This window comes from Mycobacterium sp. PSTR-4-N (genome assembly GCF_022348085.1).
Taxonomy (GTDB): domain Bacteria; phylum Actinomycetota; class Actinomycetes; order Mycobacteriales; family Mycobacteriaceae; genus Mycobacterium.
Window position 1 is genome coordinate 1 of the sequence record NZ_JAKRFN010000020.1, and the last position, 26,627, is coordinate 26,627.

The window sequence follows — 26,627 nt, forward strand, 5'->3', positions numbered from 1 at the left end:
CATGGAAGTTCACCGCTTCCGCATCATCTACAACACCATCCGACCCCACCAAGCACTGGCCGACCACACCCCCAAACAGGCCTACCTCGCCAACAAAAACCTGCCACTTTCTTGACTCAAGACACGGAGGCGCGGGAGGCGGTGGCGGGGCTACGGGCCGCCGTCGATGCCGTGCTCGCCGCCGATCTCGATCTCTCGACCGCCCCGGAAATCACCGAGCTGCTCGACGAGCTCGAATCCGCCGGCTGCCGCCTGCCCGCGGCCCGGCACCGGGCGTTGGCGCGGTTGCAGGACGAGACGTCTGCGGTGCAGATGGGGGCCAAGAACTGGCGCGACGTCCTCGCGACCCGCTACCGGATCAGCGGGTCGGAGGCGCATCGCCGCCTGACCGAGGCCGCGCTGCTCGCACCGCGGCGGTCGATGACCGGAGCACCCCTGCCGCCCGTGTTGCCGGCGACCGCCTCTGCGCAGGCGCAGGGGCGCATCACGCCCGAGCACGTCGAGATCATCCGGAAAACCGTCGACAAGCTGCCCGGCTTCTGCGACACGACCACCCGCGAGCAGTTCGAAGCTGACGTAGTGCGCATCGCCACCGGCGCCGGGCCCAAAGCCACCCACGACGCCGCAGAACTGGAACTGTTTCTCCTCGACCAGGACGGCCCCGAACCCGACGACACCGAACGCACCCGGAAGCGGGCTCTGAGCAAGTCGCGGCAGGGCCGGGACGGGATGACCGCGTGGCGGGCCGATCTGACCCCGGAGGCGGCGGCGATATGGGAGGCGATCTTCGCCAAATACGCCGCCCCGGGCATGTGTAACCCCGACGATGATGAGCCGTGTACGTCGGGGACACCCACGCAGGCCCAGATCGATGGTGATCACCGCAGCCTGGCCCAGCGCCAGCACGATGCGCTGGTCGCAGTCGGACGGATCGCCCTGATGAGTGGTGAGCTCGGTCAATTGAACGGGTTACCGGTGACCGTGATCGTGCGCACGACCCTGCAGGACCTGGAATCCCGGGCCGGGATCGGGACGACGGGTGGCGGCACCCGGCTGCCCATCAAGGACGTGATCCGCATGGGCGCGCACGGCAGTCACTATCTGGCGGTGTTCGACCGGGCCACCGGTGCCGCTCTGGACCTGTTCCGGACACGGCGGGTGGCCTCGGCGGCGCAGCGGGTCATGCTGATCGCCCGCGACGGGGGCTGCACCAAACCCGGCTGCCCCGTCGGGGCCTACGGCTGCCAGGTCCACCACGTCACCCAGGACTGGGCTGATGGTGGGCTCACCAACGTCGACGACCTCGGCCTGGCCTGCCCACCCGACAACCGCAGCGTCGGACCCGGCGGCTGGACTACCTCGATGAACACCCGCCACGAGGTCGAATGGGCCCCACCCGAAGAGCTCGATACCGGCCAAACCCGCATCAACACCCACCACACCCCCGAACGACTCCTCCGACCACCCGACGACGAGGAAGGACCCACCCAGGAATCGGCCGATCCGTCAGAACCCGGCGGACCCGCACCACCCGACAACGAAGCGGCGTGAGTGCCGACTAGCCCTCGGAGGCCGCCTCGAGCTCGGCCAGGGCCTCGCCGCTGTAGACGGCCAGGCGCTGCAGATGGGGCAGCCGGTCGCGGCAGCCCACGAACCCGATGTTCAGAGTGTCGGCGTAGCTCTGCAGCGTGATGTTCAGCGCCATGCCGTGGATCGGGATGGACACCGGATAGGTTGCCTCCAGCCGAGAGCCGTTGAACCACAACGGTTCCCGCGGACCCGGCACATTCGAGACGCAGAGGTTGAACGTGTAGGGCCACGGCGCCTTCACACCGGTCAGGGCGCCGGCGATCTGGGTGCCCGCGGGCGCCAGCAGAGCGGCGCTGTAGGCGATGATCGCCGCCGGCGACATGTTCTGCAGCTGGGCCTTGGCCGCTCCCGTCGCAGCGGTGATGGTGCTCAGCCGTTCCACCGGATCGGCGATGTCGGTGCCCATCGGCGCGAGGATCGCACCGACGGCATTGCCGCCGCCCTCATCGCCCTTGGGTCGGACGTTGACTGGCAGGAAGGCGATCAGCGACCGGTCCGGCAGTTCGTCGATCTCGGAGAGGAACTTGCGCAGACCGCCGCCGAGGATCGCCAACGCCACGTCGTTGATCGTCGCGCCGTGCTGGGAGCTCAGCTTCTTGAGGCGGTCGAAGTCGTACTGCTGAGTCGCGAATCGCCGATTGCGGCTGATGCGCGCGTTGAGGATGCTGTGCGGCGCCGACGCCGAACCGGCGATCTGGGCGTACTCGCCGTCACGGCGGATCTGCGTGTTCACCACCGCGGTCGCGAGGTCGACCGCCGAGCTCACGCCGCCGGTGACCGTCGAGCCGATGCCGCCCAGCGCGCGCAGCGTCGCGGAGATCGGGTTCACCGTCTCGGTGCTGGGAAGCGGCCGTTCACGGGCGGGCAGCGGCACGTTGAAGAACATCCGGGTGTCCCGCGACTCCGGGTCGGTGGACAGGCTGCGGGCGAGCATCCGCATCGCGCTGTAGCCGTCGACCAAGGCGTGGTGGATCTTCATGTACAGCGCGAACCGGCCGCCTTCGAGGCCCTCGATCACGTGCAGCTCCCACGGCGGCCGGGTCAGGTCGAGGTGGTTGCTGTGCAGCCGCGAGACCAGGACGCCGAGCTCGCGTTCGTCACCGGGGCTCGCCAGTGCCGAGCGGCGCACGTGGTAGTCGAAGTCGAAATCGGTGTCCTCGACCCAGCTGTGCAACGGGCTGAACTGCAACCGCGGGTGGGCGAGCTTGAGGTTCCACGGCCGCATCACCTCCTGGCGGCGCGCCTCGGCGATCATCTCGCGCAGGTAATCGGTCGTCGCGTCGGGCGGCGGCGTGAACGGCAGCAGGCCGGCCACGTGCATCTTCGAACTCGGTGTTTCCCCGTAGATGAACAGCAGGTCCTGCAGACCGAGCCTCTTGCTGGTGGCGCTCACGCCGCCACGGTACGCGGTGTTCTCAGGTCCCACAGAAGGTTCGGAACGAGGCGGAGAACTCCTGATGGCCGGGCTCTGCGTAGCGCTGCAGATCCGGACGCGGCTCGAACGGTGAGCGCACCGCGGCGAGCAACGATTCCACCGGGCCCAGCTCGCCGACGGTGGCGGCGGCCAGGGCTTCCTCCACCAGATGGTTGCGGGGGATGTAAACGGGATTCACCGCGTCCATGGCCGCCGGATCGGGATCCAGCGCGCGCCAGCGGGCCAGCCAGACGTCGAACCCGGCGAGATCGACGAACTCACCGCGCACCGGCTCGGCGTTCCCGCGGGCCGCCTCGGCCAGCCGCCGGTAGAACGACGTGTGGTCCACGCCGCTGTTCTGCATCTGAACGAGCAGCTCTTCGCTGAGCGCATCGGCTGCATCAGCAGGTGCGCCGGCGAGCCCCAACTTGGCCCGCATGCCCCGATTCCACCGCGCCAGGTAACGGTCGCGGAACCGCCCCAGCGACTCCTCGGCCTGGCCCACGGCCGTGTCGATGTCCGCGTGGAGCAGCGGCAGCAGTGCCTCGGCGAAGCGCGCCAGGTTCCACAGCGCGATGCCCGGCTGGTTGCCGTAGGCGTAGCGGCCCCCGTGGTCGATCGAGCTGAACACCGTCTGCGGATCGAAGGCTTCCATGAACGCGCACGGCCCGTAGTCGATGGTCTCGCCCGAGATCGTCATGTTGTCGGTGTTCATCACGCCGTGCACGAAGCCGACGAGCATCCACTGTGCCACCAGGTCGGCCTGCACATCGATGACCGCCTCGAGCAGGGCTCGGTAGGGAACCTCCGCGTCCGCGCAGGAGGGGTGATGACGCGCGATCGCGTAGTCCGCCAGCCGGCGCAGCACACCGATGTCCTTGGTCTGACGGGCGATCAGCGACGCGTACTCGAAGCTGCCGACACGTAGATGGCTGGCCGCGACCCGGGCGAGGACGGCCCCGGGCAGCTCGGTCTCGCGGTACACCGGCCGTCCGGTCGCCACCACCGACAGCGAACGGGTGGTCGGGATGCCGAGCGCATGCATCGCTTCGCTGATCACGAATTCCCGCATCATCGGTCCGATCGCAGCCAGGCCGTCGCCGCCGCGCGCGAACGGGGTGCGCCCCGACCCTTTCAGATGCAGGTCGCGCACCTGCCCGTCGGCGTCGACGAGTTCGCCGAGCAGCAGCGCCCGCCCGTCGCCGAGCCGTGGGACGAAGCCGCCGAACTGATGACCCGCGTAGGCCTGCGCCACCGGCGTCGCGTCGGCCGGGACCGCGGTGCCGGCGAGCAGCCGCACCCCCTCGGGCCCGCGCAACCATTCCGGGTCCACACCCAACTCGGCGGCCAGGGCCTCGTTGAGCACCAGCAGCGTCGGGTGGGGCGCGTCCTCGGCCTGCCATCGCACCGCGAGTTCGGGCAGGTCGCGAACGAACGTGTCCTGCAGCGCGATACTCATCCTTCCCAGCCTACGGAGACGGCTCGACGAGCGCGATGGCGTCGACGTCGTCCTCGACGGGGATCCTGCGGGAACTCTCCTCGACCACCAGCGCACCGGCCGGATCGCCGTACCCGTCGCTGTGCGGCAGTACCAGCGCCCGCTGCCCCGGAGCCAGCTCGGTGGTCTGCAATGCCGACGTCGGCGGGGTGACCTGCGCGATGTGATCCCCCGTCAACTGCCACACCACCGGCGGCGCGGCCTGCGATTGGCCGCAGCGCCACGTCGTCAGGCTCAGCTTCGGCGGACCCTCGCGGGGCCACCACAGCTTGGTGATCCGGAATCCCGCCGCCGGGTCGGTGGCGGCGACGTCGAACGTCTGCTGGTTGCCGTCGGCATCGGACTGCACCACCGCCGCCGTTCCGCAGGCATCGCCGGTCGCCCGGTAGACCGCGTAGGCCAGCGACCCGCCGTCGGGGGAGAGCCGGGCGACCGAGACCGGGCTGTTCGCGTCGACTTGTCCCAGCGACGTCGGGGGGCCGGAGCCGCGTACCGCATAGAGGGTGTCCGGGCCGCCGAACGGAGACGGCGTGCCTTCGACGCGGGCCAGCACCGCGGTCCCGCCGCGCGCGACGATCAGCCGGGGGTCGCCCGCCGGGACGGGCGGGAGGTCGACGGTCTGCAGCAGCCGCGGTGTCGCGTCGGATGCGGACAGGTCGAGACTCATGAGCCGGTTCGGCTGCTCCCACCACACGATCGTGCTGCCGCCCGCGGTACCCAGCGTCGGGCCCACCGGAACCTGGCGGATACCGCCCCGCCGGTTCTGCACGTCGATGACGGCGACGTGGTTGTCCACGGTGCGGGCGAAGACGAATCGGCCGTCCTCGGTGGTGATCAGATCGTTGTTGGGCGTGAAGGCGCCGGCCACCGTGGCGATCTTGGTGGTGCCGTCGACGAGGCCGATCTCGTCGGCGGCGCGGTAGGCCAGCATCGGGCCGGTGGGTGCGGTCGGGGTCGTCGACGGATCGAACGGCGAGGTGACTTGTGGCGCAGCAGGGTCGGTGCTGGTCGATGACGTCGGCCCGGGCGGTGACTGCATGCCGCTGCACGCCGCGACCAGAACGGTCAACAGCGCGAACAGCGCGGCGGTGAGGGCGGGTCGGAACGAATTTCTCATAGGGGATCGCTCTCCATGTAAGCCGAAGAAAAGGCCGATCGGGGCCGCAGGGTGGGTGCGCGGCGCGCCCCGCGCCGCCCCGCTCGGTATGGTGATTGCTCGCCGGCGACGGGGGAATCGTGGGCTGACGAGCAACGTCGGCCGGACAGCCGGACTCGAGAACCTCAGATGTGGAGCAACGCTGTGAGTCTGAACACCATCGCTTTGGAGCTGGTGCCGCCGAACGTCGACCGCGGTCGCGAGCAGGCTCTCTCCGACGCCGAGAAGGTGCTGCGCTGCTCGGCCGAGGCAGGCGTCGGCGGTCGGGTCCGGCACGTGATGATCCCGGGCATGATCGAGGAGGACGACGACCGTCCCCTCGAGATGAAGCCCAAGCTCGACGTCCTCGAGTTCTGGTCGATGATCAAGCCCGAACTGCCCGGTGTGCGCGGGCTGTGCACTCAGGTCACCGCATTCATGGACGAGCCGACGCTGCGCGGCCGGTTGACCGAGCTCAGTGACAGCGGATTCGACGGCATCGCGTTCGTCGGCGTGCCGCGCACGCTGAGCGACGGTGAGGGCTCGGGGGTGGCGCCCACGGATGCGTTGACGATGTTCGACGAGGTCGTCGACAACCGCGGGGTCATCCTCATCCCCACCCGCGACGGCGAGCAGGGCCGCTTCACGTTCAAGTGCGACCGCGGCGCCACCTACGGCATGACCCAGCTGCTGTACTCCGACACGATCGTCGGCTTCCTCACCGAGTTCGCCGCGACGAGCGAGCACCGGCCCGAGATCCTGCTGTCATTCGGCTTCGTGCCGGCGGTGGAGACCAAGGTCGGCCTGATCAACTGGCTGATCCAGGACCCCGGCAACGCGGCCGTCGCCGCCGAGCAGGAGTTCGTCAAGCAGCTGGCCGGCGCGGAGCCGGTGGAGCGGCGCAAGTTGATGGTCGACCTGTACAAGCGCGTGGTCGACGGCGTGGGCGAGCTCGGCTTCCCGCTGAGCATTCACTTCGAGGCCACCTACGGCATCAACACCCCGGCGTTCGAGACGTTCGCCGAAATGCTCGCCTACTGGGCGCCCGATACCCCATGACGCAGACCCCCGTCGGCACGCTGGGCTCGACGTCGATCGACTGCCCGAACCCGGGCGAGCTGGCCGATTTCTACTCGGCCCTGCTCGGCATGCGACGGCTGGTGGAGACGCCCGACGGCGGCGTCGTGGCGATCACCGACGGAAAGGCCATCCTGGCGTTGATGCGTGTCGACGGTTACGTCCCACCGACGTGGCCGGACCTAAAGGTGCCGGCCCAGATGCATCTCGATGTGTCGGTGACCGATGTCGAGGCCGCGGTGGCAGCCGCCGAGCGGCTCGGCGCACGCCAGGCCGAGGTGCAGCCTCAGCCGACGCTGTGGCGGGTGATGCTGGACCCGGTCGGTCATCCGTTCTGCCTGACCGCGGTGACCGCCGGCTGAGATGCCCGACGCGAGATCCGAACAGGTCCGTGCGCTGCGCGCGCGGCTGGACGGCCTGACGCTGCGGGATGCGTCGCGGCTGGGCCGCAAGCTGCGCCAGCTCAGATCTCCCGAGCCCGCCCAGCTGGACCGGCTGACCCAGCAGATCGCGACCGCCGAGGCGTTGGTCGCCACCCGCAGGGCTGCGGTTCCGACGATCAGCTACCCGGATCTGCCGGTCAGCGAGCGCCGCGATGACATCGCCGGCGCGATCGCGGCGAACCAGGTGGTGATCGTGGCCGGCGAAACGGGGTCGGGCAAGACCACGCAGCTGCCGAAGATCTGCCTGGAGTTGGGCCGCGGGATCCGCGGCACCATCGGGCACACGCAGCCGCGCCGGCTGGCCGCGCGCACGGTGGCGCAGCGGATCGCCGACGAGCTCGGCACCCCGCTGGGTGAGGCGGTCGGCTACACCGTGCGCTTCACCGACCAGGCCAGTGACCGCACGCTGGTGAAGCTGATGACCGACGGCATCCTGCTGGCCGACATCCAGCGTGACCGCCGCTTGCTGCGCTACGACACCCTGATCATCGACGAAGCGCACGAGCGCAGCCTCAACATCGACTTCCTGCTCGGGTATCTGCGTCAGCTGCTGCCCCGTCGGCCCGACCTGAAGGTGATCGTCACGTCGGCGACCATCGAGCCGGAGCGTTTCGCCCAACACTTCGCCACGGACGGCCTACCCGCCCCGATCCTCGAGGTCAGCGGACGCACGTACCCCGTCGAAATCCGTTATCGCCCACTGGAAGTCCCCGTGGTCATCGACGATGAGGATCCCGACGATCCCGACCACGAGGTGGTGCGCACCGAGGTGCGCGATCCGACCGAGGCGATCGTCGACGCCGTCGCCGAGCTTGCGAGCGAGCCCCCGGGCGACGTCCTGGTGTTCCTGTCCGGCGAACGCGAGATCCGCGACACCGCAGAGGCGTTGCGCGCTGACCTCGGCGAGCGGGCCGAGATCCTGCCGCTCTACGCCCGCCTGCCGACCGCCGAGCAGCAGAAGGTGTTCACCCCGAGCCGGGCCCGCCGGCGAGTGGTGCTGGCCACCAACGTCGCCGAGACATCGCTGACGGTGCCCGGCATCCGTTACGTCGTCGACCCCGGAACCGCACGGATCTCGCGGTACAGCCGGCGGACCAAGGTGCAGCGGTTGCCGATCGAACCGATCTCCCAGGCGTCGGCCGCGCAGCGGGCCGGCCGATCGGGGCGTACCGCTCCGGGTGTGTGTATCCGCCTGTACTCGGAGCAGGACTTCGAATCCCGGCCCCGCTACACCGATCCGGAGATATTGCGCACCAACCTCGCCGCGGTGATCCTGCAGATGGCCGCACTCGGGTTCGGCGACATCGAGGGGTTCGGCTTCCTGGACCCGCCCGACGCGCGCAGTATCCGTGACGGCATCGCGCTGCTGACCGAACTCGGCGCCTTCACCGACGGTGAGCTCACTCCTCTCGGCCGCCGGCTGGCGCAGATCCCGGTGGATCCGCGCCTGGGCCGGATGATCCTGCAGGCCGATGCGGAGGGCTGTGTGCGCGAGATGCTGGTGCTCGCCGCAGCGCTGTCCATCCCGGACCCGCGGGAGCGGCCCAGCGATCGGGAGGAGGCAGCCCGGCAGAAACACGCGCGCTTTTCCGACGAACACTCCGACTTCGTGTCGTTCCTAAATCTGTGGCGCTACCTCGGCGAGCAGCGAAAGGAGCGTTCCGGCAGCTCTTTTCGGCGGATGTGCCGCGATGAGTTCCTGCACTACCTACGGATTCGGGAGTGGCAGGACCTGGTCGGGCAGCTGCGGGGCATCTGCCGCGATCTGGGCATCACCGAATCCGACGAGCCGGCCGACGTGGCGCGGGTGCACGCGGCACTGACCGCGGGCCTGCTGTCGCACATCGGGATGCGCGAGGGCGACGCCCGGGACTATCTGGGCGCGCGAAACGCCAGGTTCGTGCTGGCACCCGTCTCGGTGCTGACCCGCCGCCCACCGCGCTGGGTCGTGGTGGCCGACCTGGTCGAGACCAGCCGGCTCTACGGGCGTATCGCGGCCCGCATCGATCCCGAGGCCGTCGAGCGGGTGGCGGGGCACCTGGTCGTCCGCACGTACAGCGAGCCGCATTGGGATGCCGAGCGTGGCGCGGTGATGGCATACGAGAAGGTGACGCTCTACGGGCTGCCATTGGTGGCACGGCGGCGGGTGAACTACGCGCAGATCGATCCGCCGGTGGCCCGCGAACTGTTCATCCGCCACGCCCTCGTCGACCAGGAGTGGCGCACCAAACACCATTTCTTCGCCGACAATGCCCGGCTCAGAACAGAACTCGCCGATCTCGAGGAGCGCGCCCGCCGTCGTGACCTGCTGGTCGGTCACGAGGAGATCTACGCGTTCTACGACGCCAGGATCCCCGCCGACGTGGTGTCGGCACGGCATTTCGACGGGTGGTGGCGCAAACAGCGGCACCGTACCCCCGAGCTGCTGACGCTGACGCGAGACGACCTGCTGCGCAACGAGTCCGGTGCCGATCAGCCCGACGCCTGGCAGGCCGACGACGTCGCGCTGCCCCTGTCCTACCGGTACGATCCCGGTGCCACAGACGACGGTGTCACGGTCCACGTGCCCGTCGACGTCCTCGCCCGGTTGGGTGGTGACGAGTTCGCCTGGCAGGTACCGGCCCTGCGCGAGGAACTGCTGACCGCGCTGATCAAGTCGCTGCCCAAGGACCTTCGTCGCAATTTCGTGCCCGCGCCCGACACCGCCCGCGCGCTGCTGTCGTCGATCACGCCCGATGACGGCCCGCTGCTCGACGCGGTCCAGCGCGAATTGCGGCGCCGCACGGGCGTTCTCGTTCCGATCGACGCATTCGACCTGGACAAGATCCCGGCGCATCTGAGGGTGACGTTCGCGGTGGAGACCGCCGACGGCACGGTGGTGGCTCGCGGAAAGGATCTCACCGAACTGCAGCACACGCTGGCCGCGCCGGCCCGGGATGCGGTGGCGGCCGCGGCCGGTGACCTGGAGCGCACGGGCCTGCGGGCGTGGCCCGACACGGACGAGCTACCGCGCGTGGTGGAACGACCGGGGCGTTCCGGCAACACGGTGCGCGGCTACCCCGCGCTCGTCGACGAGGGAGCGTCGGTGGCGGTGCGGGTGTTCGCGAGCGCCGCCGAGCAGGCCGTCGCGGCGCCTGCCGGTACCCGGCGCCTGCTGCGGCTGACGGGGCCATCGGTGGCCAAGCAGGTCGAGAAGGCTCTCGACATGCGAACCCGGCTGTCCTTGGGGACCAACCCGGACGGCTCACTGGCGGCGTTGATCGAGGACTGCGCCGACGCCGCGATGCAGCTGCTGGTACCCGAACCCCTTTGGACAAGAACAGAATTCGAGCAGGCCCGCAGCCGCGTGACCCGGGAGCTGGTGCCCACCACCCTCGACGTGGCGCGCCGGGCGGAGAAGGTGGTCACCGCCCTGCACGAAGTGTCGCTCGCGCTGCCCGACACGCCGTCGGCGGCGCAGGCCGATGCGATCGCCGACATCCGTGCCCAGCTCGCGCGGCTGGTGCCCGCCGGCTTCGTGGCAGCGGCGGGGGCGCCGCGGCTGGCCGACCTCACCCGATATCTGACCGCGATCAGCCGCAGGCTCGAGCGGCTACCGCAGGCGCCGGTCGCCGACCGCGAACGGATGGCCCGGGTGGATGCGATGCAGGACGCCTACGACGAGGTGGTCGCGGCGCTGTCCCCGACCCGGGCGGCCGCGGCCGACGTGCGCGACATCGCCTGGATGATCGAGGAATTGCGGGTCAGCCTGTGGGCGCAGCAACTCGGTACGCCCCGCCCGGTGAGCGAGCAGCGGATCTACCGCGCGCTGGACGCGATCACGGCCTGACACTGCTCACCCCAGCGCGGCGATTCGGGCGACCGTCAGCGCCGACGTCAGCTGCAGCAGGTCGGCAGGACGCGACATCGCCAACCCTGTCAGTTCTTCCAGGCGGCGCATCCGCTGGGCCACCGTGTTGGGATGCAGGTGCAGCCGTGCGCCGGCGGCGCGCCGGTCGAGCCCGGCGTCGATGACCACTCGGGCCGTGTCGAGCAGCGCCGTCGAGCGGGTGCGGTCGTAGTCCATGGCGCGGCCCAGCACGGATGTCGCGAACTCGGTCAGGCGCGCCGTGTCGCCCAGCTCGAGCAGCAGCTGGTCGACCGTCAGCTGGGTCAGGTCGATCACGGCCGGGGCCCCCGCGCCGGCGGCCAGGTCCAGGGCGCCACGGACGGCCCGGAATGCGGCGGGCAATCCCGCGGCGTCGACTGTTCTCGACACAGCGGCGATCACCCCCGGGACGGCGACGGTGTCGAGCAGCCGGCGCGTTGTCTTCATGGCATTTCCGTGGGGCCAGAGCAGGATCACGTCGCCGCGGTGCACGGCGGACAGCGGGCGCTGCGTCGTGTGCCGGAAGAAGCGGTCGGCCGCGGCCAGCAGAGTCTCACTGTCGTTGCAGCGCAACGCGATCAGTGTCTGTGTGCCGGCGAGATCCCAGCCCAACCGCCGGGCCCGGTCGATGATCGCGGGCAGCCCGCCGGGATCGGTGCCGAGTACGTCGGCCACCAGTGAACCCCGCAGGCGCTGTTCGACTTCAGCCGCTGTGCGCGCACGCAGCAGCTCGAGTGCGGTGACGACCGCGGCTTGTTCGACCGCGCGAACGTCCACGGCAGACAACGGCTCGTCCGTCGCAGCGACGTGGATGTGCGCCACCGGGGCGCCGTCGAGGATCACGTCGGTGACGGTCGTGGGCTCGGTGTCCATGGGCGAGCCGGCGGCGGCCAGTTGTTCGCCATAGACGTCGTCGATCAGCACCGGCCGCCCCAGCAGTCCGGCCAGTGCCTCGGCGACACCGGTGACCCCCTCACCACGGAGGGCCGTCGCGGTCAGCAATGTGTGCACCTCCGCGGCGCGCCGCAATTCGGCGATCGTCGCCTGTTCGGCGGCGCGCAGTTGGGCGGTGCCGAGCGCGACGGCGACCTGGGTGGCCAGCGTGCTGACCAGTCCGACCTCCGCTCGATCGAACCGGTGCGGGCCGGCGCGGTATCCGTTGAGTGCCCCGACCACGGCACCCGAGCGGCGCAGCGGTACCGAGATCAGTGCCCGATAGCCCTGCTCGTGCGCCACCCCACTCCAGGTGAAGTGCGGTTTGCGATCGATGTCGTCGACCGTCACCACCTCGCCCGTCCGAAACGCGATGCTGGTCGGTGCCTCGGACTCGTCACGCACGTCGAGCAGGATCGGTCGGTCGGCGTTGACCTGGGCGACGTAGTCCGGCGACAGTCCGTGCGAGCCGACGATCGTCAGCGCAGTGCGATCGGCGGTCGGCAGGAACACCGCGCAGAAGTCGTACCTGAGCAGCGTGCAGGCGGTCTCGGCCACTCTGTCCAGGACGGCCTCCACCGGAGTGTTCCCGCCGACGGCTTCCCCGATGTCCGCCAGGGCGGCCAGCCAGACCTCCAGCTGACTCTCGCCGCTGTATGTGTCAACCGACATGAGAATTAGCGTAAGTATGTCTGTCAAGACATTGCCTCTGCCGGCGCCGACCTCCACAGTGAGAGTCGTGACCGCGGTCACAGACCAAGGAGGTAGCCGGTGACACTTTCGATTCGGACCTGGGCGCGCGCGGCGCTCGCCCTGGTCGTCAGCGCGGTCCTGCTGGCCGCGACCGGCTGCGCGGCCGGGCTGGGCGGGCCGGCATCGTCACGCACCGCTCGTGACGGCGTCATCCGGTTCACCTTCGCCCCCGACCCGATCTGGGACTACATGAACGAGACCGGCGTGGTGGCGCAGTGGGAGCGCGACACCGGCTACCGCATCGAGACCAGCGCGACGTGGGACGAGTTCGGCCTCTTCGCCGGCGGTCATGCCGACATCATCTCCACCGCGTCGTTCGAGGTGCCCGGCCTCGAAGAGCAGACCCGGCGCGAGACCGTCATCATCGGCCGCTACAACGCCGAACGCAGCCGCATCCTGGTGCGCGCCGACGACCCCGCACAGACGCTCGCCGATCTGAAGGGCAAGCGGCTCGGTGTGTTCACCACGGTGTCGGGCACGCTGGTGTGGAGCGCCCTGGTCAAGCAGATGCACGATGCACAGCTGGTCGACGGGGACTACCAGATCATCGTCGCCGACATCCAGAACCTGTCGAACCTGTTGGCCCGCGGCGAGATCGACGCCTGCATCTGCTATCCGGACCTGTCCGCCCGCGAGCTGCGGGATGGCTCGGTGCGCCCGCTCTACGACGGGAAGTCATCGGCCGATCTGTTCGCCGAACTGAACGCGCCGGGCCACGACGGCCCGATGGGCAACGTCTTCGTGGGCCGTAAGGACTGGGTGGACGCCCACCCGGGTGAGGTGTCGGCCTTCCTCGACCTGTGGGACCGCGGCCTGGCCGAATGGCAGGCCCACCGCGACGAGATGATCGAACGCTACCCCCAGCACTTCGCCGTCAGCACGCCCGAAGACATCGCGTGGATGAAGGCCTATGTCGCAGAACATGACTGGGTGGTCGACGAGGTGCGCTTCGACCCGAAGTGGGCCGCCGACGAGAGCTCCGTCTTCGACCTGATGCGCGCCACCGGCGTCATCGGCGATGACGTCACCGATCCGAAGTTCCTGCCGACCGAAGGAGTTCAGCCGTGACCTCGACCGTCGCCCCGCCGGATTCGCCGTCCGTACCCGCGTCCGCCACCCGGCGCCCCCGCCGGCGGCGCCCCGGCCTGACCGCGAACCTGCGGTGGCTGGCCTCGGGCACCGCACTGGTCCTCGCGGTCGCGATCTGGGCGGCCGTCGCCGCGTGGATCGACGACCCGATCGTCCCCCGTCCCGCCGGGGTCGCCGAGCAGGTGGGCGCGATCGTCGTCTCAGGCGAGGCACTGTCCAACTTCACGGTCAGCATCGCCAAGATCGCCGCCGGGTTCGTGATCGCGATGGCCGGTGGCCTGGTCATCGGATTCCTGATGGGTCGCAGCCGGTTCATGACGGCGTACTTCTCGCTGCCGCTGTTCGTTCTCGGCAACATGCCGGGGCTGACGTACGCGGTGTTCGGACTGCTCATCTTCGGTGTCGGCGCAGGCGGTCCGATCGTGGTCTCCGCGTTGGTGGCGCTGCCGTTCATCGCGATCAATGTCGCCGAGGGAGTGCGCTCGGTGGACGGCAAGCTGCTGTCGATGTGCCACGCCTTCGGCCGCAGCCGCACCGACGTGTTGCGCCACCTCTACCTCCCTGCAGTGACGACGTTCGTCTTTGCCGGCGTGCGATACGGGTTCGCGATGGCGTGGAAGGTGGAGGCGCTGACCGAGGTGTTCGGCGCGAGCAGCGGCGTCGGCTTCATGATCCGCAAGGCCTACCAAGAGTTCCGCGTCGACGACATGCTCGCCTGGACAACCCTTTTCATCGTCGCGATGGTGCTGATCGAGCGCGGGCTGGCCGCGCTGGAGAATCGCTTCTTCGCCTGGCGCAAGGAGATCGCATGACCACCATGACCCGCCGGATCTCGAGCGGATCACTCTCGGCCACAGCGGTTCTGGCCGCCGTGGCGAGCATCCTGGCCGCCTGGCAGCTGGCCGTCGTCCTCGGCAATCGCGTGCCATCACTGCCGGACGCGGTGACCCGGCTGGGTTCTGAAGCCGCCGCCGGCGAACTCTGGGGCAACCTGGCGATCAGCATGAACCGATTCGTGCTCGGGCTCGCGGCCGCGCTGGTGGTGGGCGCCGCGCTGGGCGTGCTGATGGGACTGTCCCGGGTGGCGGATCTGGCCTTCTCCGATCTGACCGCCGCCGGACTCGCCATCCCCGCGGTGATCTGGGCGTTGCTGACCACGATGTGGTTCGGTTTCGGCTGGCTCACCCCGGTGGTGACGGTGTTCCTGTCCGGGCTGCCCTTCGTCGTGGTCAACATCGCCAAGGCCACCCGGGCTGTGCCCGCGGAGTTGGTGTTGATGGCACGGGCGTTCGGGGTGTCACGGGCGAAGGTGCTGCGCCAGATCGTCGCACCGGCGGTGGCCGGGTCCACCGTGGCCGCCGTGCGCTTCGCGATCATGAGCGCCTGGAACGGGCTGCTGCTGGCCGAATGGTTCGGTTCCACCTCGGGCGTCGGCTGGCGCGCCCGCTACTGGTACGACGCCAATCAACTCGACGGGTTCCTCGCCTGGGTGCTGGTGTTCATCGCCCTGCTGGTGGTCGCCGATCTGCTGATCCTGGGTCCCATCGAGCGCCGCACCACCCGCTGGCGCACCGTCTAGAAAGCGAGAAAGTCCATGGCTGCAATCGAAATCCAGAAATTGATCAAGGAATTCACCGACCGCCGCGGAGCGGTCACCCGGGTCATCGACGAGGTCGACCTGACGATCTCGGGCGAGACCTTCGTCTCGGTGGTCGGCCCGTCGGGCAGCGGTAAGACCACGCTGCTCAACATCGTCTCCGGCATCGAGTCCCACACATCCGGCACGGTGTCGCTGCGGGCCGGCTCGCGCGACGCCCGGGTCGGCTATGTGTTCCAGGATCCGCGGCTGCTGCCGTGGCGCACCGTGATGGCCAACCTCGGCTTCGTCCAGCACGAGCGCGACGGGTGGCAGGACCGCGCGCGGCACTACCTCGACCTGGTCGGCCTGAGCCACTGCGCCGACCGGTTCCCCGCGCAGCTCTCCGGTGGTCAACAGCAGCGCATCGGCATCGCCCGCGCGTTCGCCGTCGAGCCCGACATCCTGCTGATGGACGAGCCGTTCAGCCACCTCGACGCGATGACCTCGCGCACCCTGCGCGAGCATCTGGAACGAATCTGGCTGGAGTCGCGCCGCACGGTCATGTTCGTCACCCACGACGTCACCGAGGCGGTGCAGCTCTCCGACCGCATCGTCGTGCTCGCCCCCGGCGGTCGGGTGCACGAGATCATCGACGTGGACCTGCCGCGCCCGCGCCGCGCCTCCGATCCGGCGGTGGCTCTGCTGCAGGCCGAGGTGCTGGCCCGCTTCGAGGCGCTCGAGGCGATGGGTTCGGCGGCATGACCGTGCGCTCCGGACCGATCGATGTCCACGCACACTGGTTGCCGCAGCACCTGTTCGGGCTCGCTCCCGGCTCCCCGCTGCCCCCGTTGCGCGATCACCACGGCGAACTGCACTTGGGCGAGTTGCCGTTGTCCATCGAGACCGAGGCGATGAGCGACGTGTCCCGGGTGCTGGCGGACACCGACGCCGCGGGCCTGGGCGCCCGCGTGCTGTCGGCCCCGCCGTTCGCGTTCCCGGTCGCCGGCACTGGCCCCGGAGCCGAGGTCGACGCATTCGTCGGTACCTACAACGACGACCTCGCCAAGGTCTGCCGGGACAGCGATGGCCGGCTGGTGGGTATCGGGCTGGTGTCACTGCACGATCCGGAGGCGGCCACCAAGCAGATGGCGGCGCTGGCCGGCACCGACGGGATGTGCGGGATCGCCATGCCGCCGTTGCTGGGCACGGCGTCGTTCGATGTCGACCCGATGCGGGAGATCGTCGGCGCCGCAGCGGATCTCGGTCTGGCGGTACTCGTGCACCCGATGCAGCTGCCCCGGCCGGAATGGTCGTCGCACTACCTGGCGAACCTGATCGGCAACCCCGTCGAATCCGCCACGGCGGCAGCCGCACTGACCCTCGGCGGTGTGCTCGACGAGTTCCCGACCTTGCGGATCTGCCTGGTGCACGGAGGTGGCTGCGCGCCCGCCCTGGTGGGTCGCTGGGCGCACGGCTGGCAGCAGCGCACCGACGTACGCGGTGCCGGCACCCGGCCACCGCGGGAGATGTTCTCCCAGTTGTGGTTCGACACGCTCACCCACGACGTGCCGGCACTGCAGATGCTGCTCGCGCATGCGGATCCGGCTCACATGATGGCCGGCAGCGACTACCCGTTCGACATGGGCACCCCCACCCCTCTCGACCTCCCGCATGCGGCGGGCATCGACGACGCCGCACTGGAGGCCAACGCCCGAGCGTTCCTCGGGCTCGACACAGGAGAACACCATGAGTGACGTGAATTGGAGCGGGCACCGGGCGCTGGTGATCGGCGGATCGATCGGAGGCCTGACAGCCGCGCTGCTGCTACGCCGCCTCGGCTTCGACGTCGACGTCTACGAACGCACGCCGACCGATCTCGACGGGCGCGGCGGAGGCATCGTCCTGCAGCCCGACACACTGCGCTGGTTCGCCGAATGCAGCACCCAGCACCCGGAGACAGTGAGCACCAGAACACATTTCGTGCAGTACCTCGGGCCGGACAACACCGTCGTCCATCGTGAGGACGCGCCGTGGAGCTACACGTCATGGGGCACCTTCTACCGGGCCCTGCTCACCGACTTCACTGATGCGGCGGGCACGGGCCACTATCACCTCGGCGAGTACGCCGCCGGCTTCGACCAGGACGCCGACGCCGTGACGGTGCGGTTCGCCTCGGGCAGAATCGAATCCGCCGAGATCGTCGTGTTCGCCGACGGCATCGGGTCACCGAGCCGGCGCCGCATCGCGCCCGACGCGCGCATGGAGTACTCCGGGTACGTCGGCTGGCGCGGCACGGTGCCCGAGCGTGAGGTGTCACCCGAGACGTTCGAGCTGCTGCATGACTCGATCAGCTACAGCGTCGCGCCGCACACCCACATCAACGTGTATCCGATCCCCGCGCCGGGGGGCGGTTTGGCCGTAGGGGAGCGGCTGCTCAACTACGTCTGGTACCGCAACGTGCCCGAGGGCCATCAGCTCGACGAGCTGATGACCGACAAGCGCGGCTTCGTGGCCGGGGTGTCGCTGCATCCCGGCCAGGTGCAGGACCGCTTCGTCGACGAGATGCGTTCGGCGGCAACCGAACTGCTCGCACCCTCCGCCGCCGAGGTGGTGCTGCGTACCGAGCAGCCCTACCTGCAGGCCGTCTATGACGTCGGCGTGTCCCAGATGGCACTCGGCAGAGTGGCGCTCGTCGGCGACGCCGCCAGCGCAGCCCGGCCGCACGCCGCGGCGGGTACCGCCAAGGCCGCCGCGAACGCGTGGGCTCTGTATGACGCACTCTCCGACAGCGCCGACATCGCCGAGGCGCTGGCCAAATGGGAGCCCGGCCAGCTCGAGCTGGGGCAGCGGCTGCTGCGCCGCGTCAAGGAGATGGGCACCCGCTCGCAGGTGGACTGCACCTGGGTGCCCGGCGACCCCGACAACCGATTCGGCCTGTACGGCCCGGGCCACTGACTCAAGGAGAGACCATGACCAGTACCCGTGAGTTCCTCACCGAAGCCCCGCTGGCGGGGACGCTGGTGGGTACCGACTTCGACGGCTGGAGCGACGACCTGCGCGCCGAGTTCGCCGAGCACGCGCACGACGGGCATGTCGGTTCCCGGCTGCTCAGCGAGAACGACCGCGTCCGGGTCTGGGAGATCCGGCTCGCACCGGGCGAGCGCTGGCATGCGCACCGCCACGTGCTCGACTACTTCTGGACCGCGGTCAACGCCGGGCGCAGCAGGCAGCACACTGCCGACGGCACCACCCGTGAGGTGTCCTACGCCGCCGGCGAGACCCGCCACTTCCGTTTTGCCGCAGGGGAATTCCTGCTGCACGACATCGAGAACGTCGGCGACACCGAGCTGGTGTTCACCACCGTCGAACACCTCGACTCGGAGAACGCGGCGCTGTCTCTCTAGGGGGCGACGGCAGCACTCGCCGGATCGATGAGGATCTTGGCGTGCGTCTCGGGATCGCCGAGGGCGTCGAACGCCGCGGCGACCCCGTCGAGGCCCACCGTGCCGGTCACCAGCGCCGAGGCGTCGAGCTTGCCGTCGGCGAGCATGTGCAAGGTGTCGCGGAACTCCAGCGGCGTGTAGCCGAACACGAACCGGACGTCGACTTCCTTGCCGATCGCCATGGCCGGCCGGATCTTGTCGTCGCCCATGCACACGCCGACCACGACGATCCGCGACGCCAGCGGGGCGGCGCCGATGACGCCGTCGATCATCCCGGGCACTCCGACGCACTCGAAGATCACCGGCCGCTTGGGCGCCGTCCCGCCCAGGCGGTCGGCCAACCGGTAGACGTGCGACCAACCGGGCACCTTGCGCAGTTTCTCCATGGAGCCCATGCCGAACTCGTACAGCGCCGGGAGTTCGGTCATCCCGCGTTGTTTGGCGGGCACCGCCTCATAGGGCGAGTCCGCGGCCGGGTCGACGACGACGTCGGCGCCGCAGCGGGCGGCTAGCGCCCGCCGGCCGGGGGAGAAGTCGCTGGCGACGATCGTGCGGACGCCGAGTGTCTTGAGGTGACAGATCACCGCGAGACCCACGGGCCCGCAGCCCAGCACGATCGCGACGTCCTTCGTGGCGATCTCGCTGCGCCGCACCGCGTGATACGCCACCGCCATCGGTTCGGTCAGAGCCGCGGTCGCCGGGTCCAGCCCGTTGGGCACCGCGAACGTCATCGCGGCTTCGGCCAGCACCTGCTCGGCGTAGGCGCCCGGCGCCAGCGGCGAGAGACCCGTCAGGTGCACTCCGCCGTGGGCGCGCAGCAGCGGGAACGACACCACCGTGGTGCCGGGGGCGAACTCCTTGCCCACCTTGCGGCCGCGCTCGGCGACCACGCCGCAGAATTCGTGGCCCATCACGACCGGGGTGTCGCTGCGCATGAAGTCGGTGTAGCCGCCCTCGGCCATCACCTCGGTGAGTTCGTCGGCGTGGTTCCTGGCGTGCAGATCGGATCCGCAGATGCCGCAGCGCAGCACCTGGAGGACCAGCTGGCCCCCGGCGGGGACGGGATCGGGCGCCTCGACCACGTCGAGGGAACCGTGCGCACAGGAGACCGCTTTCATCGGCCCATCGTCGCACGGTAGAACAACGGTATGACCAGACGGCAGAAGTGGGCGGGGATCGCACTGGCGGTGCTGGCCGTCGTCACCGTCGTGCCGGGCGCGCACGCCGAGCCTCAGCCGCCACCGGGGACCGCCGCCGTGCCGATCGTCGAGCCCGTCGTGCTCGGCGAGATCCCGCACGACCCGATGGCGTTCACCGAGGGCTTCGAGATCGACGGCGATGTGCTGTACGAGGGCACCGGCGAGGTCGGCACCTCCCAGCTGCGCGAGCTCGACCCCGACACCGGCGCTGTCCGCAAGGCCGTGGACATGCCCGGCCGCTACTTCGGCGAGGGCGTCACCGTCGTCGGTGACAATATCTGGCAGCTCACCTACACCGACGGCGTGGCCGTCGAATGGGATCGCGCCACGCTGACCCCGATCCGGGAAGTCCCGCTCGCGCCGCAGGGCTGGGGGCTCTGCCGCGACGGTGACCGGCTGATCCGCAGTGACGGCACCGCCCGGCTGCGCTTCCAGACCACTGCCGATCTGACCGAGACGGGCGGGGTCGACGTCACCAAGGACGGCCGGCCGGTCACCGGCCTGAACGAACTGGAGTGCGTCGGCGACCGGGTGTGGGCGAACGTGTGGCCCACCGACCAGATCGTTCGGATCGATCCGGCCACCGGCGTGGTGGATCTCGCGGTCGACGCGAGCGGGTTGCGTGCGCGCGGCATCCCACCGACGGCGCAGGTGCTCAACGGTATCGCGCACGTCGCCGGTGACGAGTTCCTGCTGACCGGCAAGTACTGGCCGACCACCTTTCGGGTCAGGCTGGGGTGACGCCGGTGACCGAGATGAGCAAGGCGCGCTCGCTGTCCATCGTGACCGTGGCCTACGTCCTGGCGGTCGCCGTGGCCGCGGCGTGGCTGCTGTGGGGCCCAGGCACCGGGCGGTTGTGGCTGGACACACTGATCGCCGACGTGCTCGCCACGCTGGTGGTGTTCGCGTTCAGCCGCGCCTACGGCAATTCCAGCTTCTATGACGCGTATTGGAGCGTGATCCCCCCGCTGCTGCTCTTCTATTGGTGGAGCCAGGGCGAGGGCGACACGCTGCGCTCGTGGCTGTTGGCCGTGCTGGTGGTGGTGTGGGCGGTGCGCCTCACGGGCAACTGGCTCTACGCGTTTCCCGGCCTGCACCACGAGGATTGGCGCTACCCGATGTTCCGTGAGCGGGCCGGTCGCTGGGAGTTCGTGGTCGACCTGGTGGCGATCCACCTGATCCCAACGCTGCAGGTGTTCCTCGCGATGGTCCCCGCCTACATCGCGGTGACGAGGCCGGAGCGCGGCCTGGCGTGGCTCAGCATCGTCGCGTTCGTGCTCGGAATGGCCGCGGTGGCACTCGAATTCGTCGCCGACGCGCAGATGCACCGCTTCGTGCGCGACCGGCGGCCCGGTCAGGTGATGGACCGCGGGCTGTGGGCGTGGTCGCGGCATCCGAACTACTTCGGGGAGTTCGGGTTCTGGTTCGCGGTGGCCCTGTTCGGCGTGGCGGCATGGCCGACGGCGTGGTGGTTGTTCGCGGGCGCGGCCGCGATGCTCGCGATGTTCCTCGGCGCGAGCATCCCGATGATGGAGGAGCGCAGCCTGGCGCGCCGGCCGGACTACCGAGCGGTGATGGACCGTGTCCCCCGGTTCGTGCCCAGGCCGCCGGCGAAGGTGCGCGCGTGAAGCGGGTGGTGATCGCAGGCCTCGGCGACACCGGCGTGCTCACCGCGATCAAGCTGGCCCGCCACGCACAGGTCACCGGAATCTGCAGCAAGCCAGGCCTCGTCAGTGGGCAAGAGCTGGGCTGGCGGCTGGCCCGGCCCGACGAGTGGGCCCGCCACAACTGGATCCCCTACCGACGGTTCCGGGGTCTCGACCGGGTCACCACTGTGCACGGCACGCTCACCGCGCTGGACCTCCAATCCCGCTGCGTCGCCGTGGAACTCGCCGACGGCACCGCACAGCAGGTGCCCTACGACGCGCTCGTCATCGCCACCGGGGTGCGTAACGGGTTCTGGCGCACGCCCGTGCTCCAGGCTGCCGACGAGGTCGACGCGGATCTGCGCGCACCCCATCAGAAGCTCGCCGAGGCGCAGTCGGTGATCGTCGTGGGCGGTGGCGCGGCCGCGGTCAGCAGCGCCGCGCAGATCGCGACGACCTGGCCCGAGACCCGGGTGGATCTGTACTACCCGGGCGAACGCGCGCTCGTCGGGCACCATCCCCGGACCTGGAAGACGGTGCAGCGCAGGCTCACCGACGCAGGAGTGCGGCTGCACCCCGGCCATCGGGCCGACGTGGACCAGACCCCGGCCGAGCTGACGACCGATCCCGTGCACTGGCGCACCGGCCAGCCACCCTCGACCGCCGACGTGGTGCTCTGGGCGATCGGGCGAGTCGTCCCCAACACCGGCTGGTTGCCCGCCGACCTCCTGGACGAGGAGGGCTTCGTGCGCGTCACCTCCACGCTGCAAGTACCCGGGCACCCGGAGGTGTTCGCGATCGGTGACGTCGCCGCGACCGATCCGCTGCGCAGCTCCGCACGCAACCGCGCCGACGGCCTGCTGGCCCGCAACGTGCGCGCGTTCTTCGACGGCGGCGAGCTCGGTGAGTACAAGCCGCCCACTCGGCGTTGGGGTTCGGTGCTCGGCATCCAGCCCGACGGGTTGGAGGTGTTCGCGCCCAACGGGCGGGCGTTCCGCTTCCCGGCCTGGTCGTTCGAGCGGGTGTTGATGCGCATGATCGTGGCGCGCGGAATCTACCGGGGGATCAGGACGCGCTGACCCCGCATCCCCGCCGCGGCGACGAATGTGTCGGAGTTATGAGTTCCCTATGCGTCGAGCGGCCGTGTCCGGAAACGCGCTTACTGTGGTGAGCAGTGGACGAAGACACAGGGAACGAAGAGACGCGATCGACCCCGGATCACGATTACCCGGCGTGGATGAACCGCAGGACGTTCGTGGGGACCACCGCTGTTGTCGGTGGTGTCTTCGTCGGTGGCTCGCTACTCGCCGGGTGTAGTGACGACGAGGGTGACGGGGAACCGGCCGCGGGTCCGGCCGGCACCACCGACGTCACGCTGAGGATCAACGGTGAGGAACGCCGGATCGCGGTCGACAACCGCACGTCGCTGCTCGACATGCTGCGCGAGCGCGCAGGCCTGCCGGGCACGAAGAAGGGCTGCGATCAGGGTGCCTGCGGCGCGTGCACCATTCTCATCGACGGGCAGCGGGCCAACTCCTGCCTCACGCTGGCGGTGATGCACGAGGGAGCCGAGATCACCACCATCGAGGGCCTGGAAACAGACGGCCGGCTCCACCCGCTGCAGCAGGCCTTCATCGACAGGGACGCGTTCCAGTGCGGGTTCTGCACCGCCGGACAGATCGTGTCGGGGGTGGCTTGCATCCGGGAGGGCCACACCGGCTCACCCGCCGAGATCCGAGAGTGGATGAGCGGCAACATCTGTCGTTGCGGCGCCTATACCAACATCGTGGCCGCCGTGACACAAGCGGCCGACAAGGCATAGCCGTGTTCCCCTTCGCGTTCTCGAAGGCCGCCGACGAAGCCGGGGCGCTCGACGCGGCTGCCGCCGGCGCCCGCTACATCGCCGGTGGCACCACGCTGATCGACCTGATGCGTGAGACCGTCGAGCGACCGGACGCAGTCGTCGACATCAACGGGTTGCCGTACCGCGATATCTCCCTCGACGCATCACGGCTGCGTGTCGGTGCGCTCGTGCGGATGTCGGAACTCGCCGCGCACGCCGACGTGCGGCAGCGGTTCCCCGCCATCACCCAGGCCTTGGAACTGAGCGCGTCGGCGCAACTACGCAACATGGCGTCGATCGGCGGCAATCTGATGCAGCGGCCGAGGTGCCTGTACTTCCGCGACGTGACCGCGGCTTGCAACCGACGCACCCCTGGCGCGGGGTGCTCGGCCATCGGCGGCCGCAATCGCCACCATGCCATCCTCGGCACCAGCGACGCGTGCGTCGCCACACACCCGTCCGACCTCGCGGTTGCCCTGGTGGCTCTCGACGCCGCTGTGGTCGTTCGAGACCGAGACGGCGAGCAGACGATCCGGCTCGCCGACTTCTTCCGCCAACCGGGCAGCCGGCCCGACCAGGAACACAACCTGCCGCCCGGTGCCCTCATCGTCGCCCTCGAAGTCCCGGTCACGGCCACGGCCGCACGGTCGGGCTACCTGAAGGTGCGCGACCGGCAGTCCTACGAGTTCGCGCTGACCTCGGCCGCGGTAGCGATGGACATCTCCAGTGGGGTGATCCGCACCGCCCGCGTCGCGGTGGGCGGCGTCGGCACGGTGCCGTGGCGGCTGCCGTCCGTGGAGGCGGCGCTGACGGGGCAGCGGCCCAGCGCGCGGCTCTGGTCCACGGCGGCCGCCTCGGCTGCTGATGGAGCAAAACCGCTGTCGGAGAACGGATTCAAGGTCGAGCTGGTCAAGCGGACCGTCGAACGCCAGCTCGCGACCGTGGCCGGTATGCCATGACCGGCTCGCGGCCCGTGGCCGGACAACCCGTCACCCGGGTCGACGGACGCCTGAAGGTGACGGGCAAAGCCGCCTACGCCGCCGATCACCCGATCCCGGACCTGCTGTACGCCGTCCTGGTCGGCGCCACCGTGGCGCGGGGCGGCGTCGGCCGCATCGACGCCGCCGAGGCGAAGGGCCAACCCGACGTGGTGGCCGTCCTGACCGACTTCGGCGGGGTGAAGCTGCCGTACGACCCCACGCAGGTGGCCTCGTTCGGCCAACCGGTGGCGATCGTCGTCGCCGCCACTCTCGAGGCCGCCTCCCACGCCGCGTCGCTGGTCACCGTCGACTACTCGCCGGGGCCTTCGGTGACCGACATCGATGCGCCGCAAGCGGTTCCACAACCGAGTACCCGCACCCGCGACTACAGCCGCGGTGATGCCGATACCGCACTGCGGACCGCCGCGGTGGTGTCCGACCTGACCTACGCGATCGAGCGCAACAACCACAACTCGATGGAGATCCCCGCCACCATCGCCCGCTGGGACGGTGACGGGCTGACCGTGTGGGACAAGACCCAGGCGGTCGCGCGATCCCAGGAGGCCTACGCCGAGGCGTTCGGGCTGCCGGCCGAGCAGGTGCGGCTGATCTCGCCGTTCGTGGGCGGTGCCTTCGGCTCGGCGGGCCGGGTCTGGCCGCACCAGCTGCTGGCGGCGTTCGCGGCCAAGCAGGTGCGCCGTCCGGTGAAGCTGATGTTGACGCGCAAGCAGTTCTACACCACGGTCGGGTACCGGCCGACGAGCCGGCAGCGGCTGGCCATCGGCGCCGACCGCACCGGGCGCATCTCGGTCATCGTCCACGACGGGCGGGTCGAGACCTCGCGCGACATCGGTTACGAGGACGGCATCGTCGGTGCGCCGCGGATGCAGTACGCCGCCCCGAACATGCGCTCGACGTACCGGGTGGTGCCGCTGGACGTGAACTCGCCGACCTACATGCGCGGTCCAGGCGACACCACCGGCGCCTTCGCGTTGGAGTCCGGCGTGGACGATCTGGCGCACCGGCTCGGCATCGACCCCATCGAACTGCGCCGGCGCAACGAGCCTGACCGGGATCAGGAGGAGGGGCTGCCGTTCTCCACCCGCCGGCTCACCGAGTGCTTCACCCGGGGCGCCGCGGCGTTCGGCTGGTCGCGCCGCAGCCAGCAGCCGCGGACGGTGCGCGACGGTACCCAGTTGATCGGAATGGGCACGGCCGCAGCGATTTACCACACCAACCGCAACAAGTGCTCGGTGCACGCGAAGATGAACTCCGACGGCACGGCCGAGTTCGACACCGCCACCAGTGACATGGGCCCGGGTACCTACACCTCGATGACCCAGATGGCCGCCGATGCGCTTGCCCTGCCGATGAACCGGGTCCGCTTCGACCTCGGCGACTCTCGGATGCCGCCCGCTCCGATCCACGCCGGCTCCATGACCATGGCCAGCGTCGGGTCGGCAGTGAACCATGCCGGCGTCATGTTGCGAGACCGGCTGGTGCGGACCGCGGTGGTGGATCCCGGCTCACCGCTGAACGGTCTGGCGCCTGAGGCCGTCACGGTCACGGACGGCCGGATGTCAGCCCGGACCGACCCTGGCCGCGGTGAGTCCTACCAGGATCTGTTGCGCCGGCGGGGTTGGCCCCATCTGGAGGCGCGCTACGACTGGTCGCCCGACGACGCGAACACCCGCTTCTCGATGAACGCCTACGGCGCGGTCTTCGCCGAGGTCGCGGTCGATGAACTGCTCGGGACGGTGCGGGTGCGCCGGATCTACGGGTGCTACGACGCCGGACGAGTGATCAACCCGATGTTGGCGCACAGCCAGGCCATCGGCGGGATGGTGGGGGGAATCGGGATGGCGCTGCTCGAGGCCACCCACCTCGACCACCGCGACGGCCGAATCGTCAACGCCAACATGGCCGACTATCTGGTGCCCGTCAACGCCGACGTACCCGAACTCGACGCCGCGTTCCTGGGCGGGCAGGACATGATCGCCGACCCCATCGGCGTCAAAGGGCTGGGAGAGGTGGTGATCGTCGGGGTGCCTGCGGCGATCGCAAACGCCGTCTTCAACGCGACGGGCCGGCGAGTGACCGACCTGCCGATCACGGTGGAGGCGCTGTTGTGAGTCCG

22 protein-coding genes are annotated in these 26,627 nt (G+C 69.8%); 17 read left to right on the forward strand and 5 right to left on the reverse strand.

Features of this window, described 5'->3' with window-relative positions:
* Positions 1 to 111: 111 nt before the first annotated feature.
* Positions 112 to 1,551, forward strand: a complete 1,440-nt coding sequence (locus MHN84_RS22330) for an HNH endonuclease signature motif containing protein (RefSeq protein WP_241206705.1) — start codon at positions 112 to 114, stop codon at positions 1,549 to 1,551.
* A gap of 7 nt (positions 1,552 to 1,558) precedes the next feature.
* Here MHN84_RS22330 and MHN84_RS22335 read toward each other — a convergent pair whose 3' ends face one another.
* Genes MHN84_RS22335 through MHN84_RS22345 form a run of 3 tightly spaced genes read right to left on the reverse strand, consistent with a single transcriptional unit; the run spans position 1,559 to position 5,619 of the window.
* On the reverse strand, positions 1,559 to 2,983 hold the full coding sequence (locus tag MHN84_RS22335; protein ID WP_241206706.1) for a wax ester/triacylglycerol synthase family O-acyltransferase: 1,425 nt from the start codon (positions 2,981 to 2,983) through the stop codon (positions 1,559 to 1,561).
* 22 nt (positions 2,984 to 3,005) lie between these two features.
* Entirely contained in the window at positions 3,006 to 4,463 is a 1,458-nt protein-coding gene (locus MHN84_RS22340) for a YdiU family protein (protein WP_241206707.1), read from the reverse strand.
* A gap of 10 nt (positions 4,464 to 4,473) precedes the next feature.
* The gene (locus MHN84_RS22345; protein ID WP_241206708.1) at positions 4,474 to 5,619 is read right to left on the reverse strand and encodes a hypothetical protein; all 1,146 of its coding nucleotides are present in this window, start codon (positions 5,617 to 5,619) and stop codon (positions 4,474 to 4,476) included.
* 183 nt (positions 5,620 to 5,802) lie between these two features.
* Here MHN84_RS22345 and MHN84_RS22350 point away from each other — a divergent pair, with 183 nt between their 5' ends.
* The 3 genes from MHN84_RS22350 to hrpA are packed head-to-tail and all read left to right on the forward strand — an operon-like array spanning position 5,803 to position 10,986.
* Positions 5,803 to 6,696 (forward strand): mycobacterial-type methylenetetrahydrofolate reductase, encoded by an 894-nt coding sequence (locus tag MHN84_RS22350; protein WP_308192979.1) that lies wholly within the window; start codon positions 5,803 to 5,805, stop codon positions 6,694 to 6,696.
* Positions 6,693 to 7,076 (forward strand): VOC family protein, encoded by a 384-nt coding sequence (locus MHN84_RS22355; protein ID WP_241206710.1) that lies wholly within the window; start codon positions 6,693 to 6,695, stop codon positions 7,074 to 7,076. The genes MHN84_RS22350 and MHN84_RS22355 overlap by 4 nt, the downstream gene beginning before the upstream one ends.
* 1 nt (position 7,077) lies before the next feature.
* Positions 7,078 to 10,986: an ATP-dependent RNA helicase HrpA gene (hrpA, locus tag MHN84_RS22360; RefSeq protein WP_241206711.1), complete on the forward strand. Its 3,909-nt coding sequence runs from the start codon at positions 7,078 to 7,080 to the stop codon at positions 10,984 to 10,986.
* 6 nt (positions 10,987 to 10,992) lie between these two features.
* Here hrpA and MHN84_RS22365 read toward each other — a convergent pair whose 3' ends face one another.
* Positions 10,993 to 12,630: a GAF domain-containing protein gene (locus tag MHN84_RS22365; protein ID WP_241206712.1), complete on the reverse strand. Its 1,638-nt coding sequence runs from the start codon at positions 12,628 to 12,630 to the stop codon at positions 10,993 to 10,995.
* Positions 12,631 to 12,729: 99 nt separating this feature from the next.
* Here MHN84_RS22365 and MHN84_RS22370 point away from each other — a divergent pair, with 99 nt between their 5' ends.
* Genes MHN84_RS22370 through MHN84_RS22400 form a run of 7 tightly spaced genes read left to right on the forward strand, consistent with a single transcriptional unit; the run spans position 12,730 to position 18,783 of the window.
* Entirely contained in the window at positions 12,730 to 13,779 is a 1,050-nt protein-coding gene (locus MHN84_RS22370) for an ABC transporter substrate-binding protein (protein ID WP_241206713.1), read from the forward strand.
* Positions 13,776 to 14,612 (forward strand): ABC transporter permease, encoded by an 837-nt coding sequence (locus MHN84_RS22375; protein ID WP_241206714.1) that lies wholly within the window; start codon positions 13,776 to 13,778, stop codon positions 14,610 to 14,612. The genes MHN84_RS22370 and MHN84_RS22375 overlap by 4 nt, the downstream gene beginning before the upstream one ends.
* Positions 14,609 to 15,379, forward strand: a complete 771-nt coding sequence (locus MHN84_RS22380; RefSeq protein WP_241206715.1) for an ABC transporter permease — start codon at positions 14,609 to 14,611, stop codon at positions 15,377 to 15,379. The genes MHN84_RS22375 and MHN84_RS22380 overlap by 4 nt, the downstream gene beginning before the upstream one ends.
* Positions 15,380 to 15,394: 15 nt before the next feature.
* A complete protein-coding gene (locus MHN84_RS22385) occupies positions 15,395 to 16,141 on the forward strand; it encodes an ABC transporter ATP-binding protein (protein WP_241206716.1) in 747 nt (248 codons plus the stop codon).
* Positions 16,138 to 17,133: an amidohydrolase family protein gene (locus MHN84_RS22390; protein ID WP_241206717.1), complete on the forward strand. Its 996-nt coding sequence runs from the start codon at positions 16,138 to 16,140 to the stop codon at positions 17,131 to 17,133. The genes MHN84_RS22385 and MHN84_RS22390 overlap by 4 nt, the downstream gene beginning before the upstream one ends.
* Positions 17,126 to 18,334, forward strand: coding sequence for an FAD-dependent monooxygenase (locus MHN84_RS22395; protein WP_241206718.1), 1,209 nt, complete (start codon positions 17,126 to 17,128; stop codon positions 18,332 to 18,334). The genes MHN84_RS22390 and MHN84_RS22395 overlap by 8 nt, the downstream gene beginning before the upstream one ends.
* Positions 18,335 to 18,348: 14 nt before the next feature.
* Entirely contained in the window at positions 18,349 to 18,783 is a 435-nt protein-coding gene (locus MHN84_RS22400; RefSeq protein ID WP_241206719.1) for a hypothetical protein, read from the forward strand.
* Here the strand turns inward: MHN84_RS22400 and MHN84_RS22405 are convergent.
* Positions 18,780 to 19,940: a zinc-binding dehydrogenase gene (locus MHN84_RS22405; RefSeq protein WP_241206720.1), complete on the reverse strand. Its 1,161-nt coding sequence runs from the start codon at positions 19,938 to 19,940 to the stop codon at positions 18,780 to 18,782. The two genes, MHN84_RS22400 and MHN84_RS22405, sit on opposite strands and share 4 nt — an antisense overlap.
* Before the next feature lie 30 nt (positions 19,941 to 19,970).
* Here MHN84_RS22405 and MHN84_RS22410 point away from each other — a divergent pair, with 30 nt between their 5' ends.
* The 6 genes from MHN84_RS22410 (at position 19,971) to MHN84_RS22435 (ending at position 26,622) form a co-directional block, all read left to right on the forward strand.
* Positions 19,971 to 20,762, forward strand: a complete 792-nt coding sequence (locus tag MHN84_RS22410; protein WP_241206721.1) for a glutaminyl-peptide cyclotransferase — start codon at positions 19,971 to 19,973, stop codon at positions 20,760 to 20,762.
* A gap of 14 nt (positions 20,763 to 20,776) precedes the next feature.
* Positions 20,777 to 21,649, forward strand: coding sequence for a DUF1295 domain-containing protein (locus MHN84_RS22415; RefSeq protein ID WP_241206811.1), 873 nt, complete (start codon positions 20,777 to 20,779; stop codon positions 21,647 to 21,649).
* Positions 21,646 to 22,746 (forward strand): FAD-dependent oxidoreductase, encoded by a 1,101-nt coding sequence (locus MHN84_RS22420; protein WP_241206722.1) that lies wholly within the window; start codon positions 21,646 to 21,648, stop codon positions 22,744 to 22,746. The genes MHN84_RS22415 and MHN84_RS22420 overlap by 4 nt, the downstream gene beginning before the upstream one ends.
* Before the next feature lie 158 nt (positions 22,747 to 22,904).
* Complete coding sequence (locus tag MHN84_RS22425; RefSeq protein WP_241206812.1) at positions 22,905 to 23,489, forward strand: (2Fe-2S)-binding protein; 585 nt, start codon at positions 22,905 to 22,907, stop codon at positions 23,487 to 23,489.
* 2 nt (positions 23,490 to 23,491) lie between these two features.
* Entirely contained in the window at positions 23,492 to 24,469 is a 978-nt protein-coding gene (locus MHN84_RS22430; protein WP_241206723.1) for a xanthine dehydrogenase family protein subunit M, read from the forward strand.
* A complete protein-coding gene (locus MHN84_RS22435; RefSeq protein ID WP_241206724.1) occupies positions 24,466 to 26,622 on the forward strand; it encodes a xanthine dehydrogenase family protein molybdopterin-binding subunit in 2,157 nt (718 codons plus the stop codon). Before MHN84_RS22430 ends, MHN84_RS22435 begins: the two co-directional genes overlap by 4 nt.
* The last annotated feature ends 5 nt before the right edge of the window (positions 26,623 to 26,627 follow it).

Excerpts from the sequence above, each read along its gene's own strand:
- MHN84_RS22410 (WP_241206721.1), top strand. The coding sequence starts at position 19,971 with ATGACCAGACGGCAGAAGTGGGCGGGGATCGCACTGGCGGTGCTGGCC.
- MHN84_RS22380 (WP_241206715.1), top strand. The coding sequence starts at position 14,609 with ATGACCACCATGACCCGCCGGATCTCGAGCGGATCACTCTCGGCCACA.
- MHN84_RS22425 (WP_241206812.1), top strand. The coding sequence starts at position 22,905 with ATGAACCGCAGGACGTTCGTGGGGACCACCGCTGTTGTCGGTGGTGTC.
- MHN84_RS22395 (WP_241206718.1), top strand. The coding sequence starts at position 17,126 with ATGAGTGACGTGAATTGGAGCGGGCACCGGGCGCTGGTGATCGGCGGA.
- MHN84_RS22385 (WP_241206716.1), top strand. The coding sequence starts at position 15,395 with ATGGCTGCAATCGAAATCCAGAAATTGATCAAGGAATTCACCGACCGC.
- MHN84_RS22415 (WP_241206811.1), top strand. The coding sequence starts at position 20,777 with ATGAGCAAGGCGCGCTCGCTGTCCATCGTGACCGTGGCCTACGTCCTG.
- MHN84_RS22365 (WP_241206712.1), bottom strand. The coding sequence starts at position 12,630 with ATGTCGGTTGACACATACAGCGGCGAGAGTCAGCTGGAGGTCTGGCTG.
- MHN84_RS22390 (WP_241206717.1), top strand. The coding sequence starts at position 16,138 with ATGACCGTGCGCTCCGGACCGATCGATGTCCACGCACACTGGTTGCCG.
- MHN84_RS22340 (WP_241206707.1), bottom strand. The coding sequence starts at position 4,463 with ATGAGTATCGCGCTGCAGGACACGTTCGTTCGCGACCTGCCCGAACTC.
- MHN84_RS22405 (WP_241206720.1), bottom strand. The coding sequence starts at position 19,940 with ATGAAAGCGGTCTCCTGTGCGCACGGTTCCCTCGACGTGGTCGAGGCG.
- MHN84_RS22435 (WP_241206724.1), top strand. The coding sequence starts at position 24,466 with ATGACCGGCTCGCGGCCCGTGGCCGGACAACCCGTCACCCGGGTCGAC.
- MHN84_RS22355 (WP_241206710.1), top strand. The coding sequence starts at position 6,693 with ATGACGCAGACCCCCGTCGGCACGCTGGGCTCGACGTCGATCGACTGC.
- hrpA (WP_241206711.1), top strand. The coding sequence starts at position 7,078 with ATGCCCGACGCGAGATCCGAACAGGTCCGTGCGCTGCGCGCGCGGCTG.
- MHN84_RS22400 (WP_241206719.1), top strand. The coding sequence starts at position 18,349 with ATGACCAGTACCCGTGAGTTCCTCACCGAAGCCCCGCTGGCGGGGACG.
- MHN84_RS22345 (WP_241206708.1), bottom strand. The coding sequence starts at position 5,619 with ATGAGAAATTCGTTCCGACCCGCCCTCACCGCCGCGCTGTTCGCGCTG.